Origin of the sequence: Nitrospina gracilis 3/211 (assembly GCF_000341545.2) — a bacterium.
GTDB lineage: Bacteria > Nitrospinota > Nitrospinia > Nitrospinales > Nitrospinaceae > Nitrospina > Nitrospina gracilis.
Genome location: NZ_HG422173.1, coordinates 1782341 through 1783070 on the forward strand (window position 1 = coordinate 1782341; position 730 = coordinate 1783070).

Sequence of the window (730 nt, forward strand, 5' to 3'; positions counted from 1 at the left end):
CGCACAATCCAAGCAGAAACGGGTTGCGGTAAATACTGGCGGCCGGCATTCACTCCTCCTGTAAAAAACAAAAAATGGCTCGGGTACAAGGATTCGAACCTCAACCTTCAGAGCCAGAATCTGACGTCCTACCATTAGACGATACCCGAGCGTTGAACCTATTGTATGAATTAAACCTTCCGGTTTCAAGGTGATTTGACAAAAGGGGTAGAGAATATTAAAACACCCGCGGTTGCCGGGTCAATGGGGGATGAGTTGATTTTTCATGATTTTATTACAAGCGGATTCCTGCTGGGGCGGCCGCTGTGCGGGTGATTGGCGGGACCCTGAGGGGCACGCGGTTGCATCCGCTCAAAGGGCTGAATCTGCGCCCCACGCTGGACCGGGTGCGCGAATCGCTGTTCAACATCGTGGGCAACGGCATCGAAGGCGCGCGGGTGCTGGACCTGTTCGCGGGCAGCGGGGCGGTGGGCATCGAGGCTCTCAGCCGGGGCGCAAGACGGGTGGTGTTCGTCGAATCCAGTGCCAAAGTCCGCGACCTGCTGCAGGGCAACCTGGAAAAATGCCGCCTCACCGGGCCGGATGCCAATTCAGCGGCTTGGACCCTGCTGTCCACCACAGCCCGGCAGGCCATCGACCTGCTTAGCCGCCAGGGGGAGGTGTTGGATTGGGTGTACGTGGATCCCCCGTTCGACGCGAATCTGTACACGGAAACCCTGACGGCGCTGGC

Annotated in this window: 1 protein-coding gene and 1 tRNA gene; one reads left to right on the forward strand and one right to left on the reverse strand. The window is 58.5% G+C overall.

Annotated features, from left to right (window positions below):
- Nucleotides 1-75 precede the first annotated feature (75 nt).
- Nucleotides 76-149, reverse strand: a tRNA-Gln gene (locus TX82_RS08460).
- 192 nt (nucleotides 150-341) lie between these two features.
- Here TX82_RS08460 and rsmD point away from each other — a divergent pair.
- The coding region (gene rsmD, locus TX82_RS08465; RefSeq protein WP_244875016.1) for a 16S rRNA (guanine(966)-N(2))-methyltransferase RsmD at nucleotides 342-730 on the forward strand (389 nt) is incomplete at its 3' end.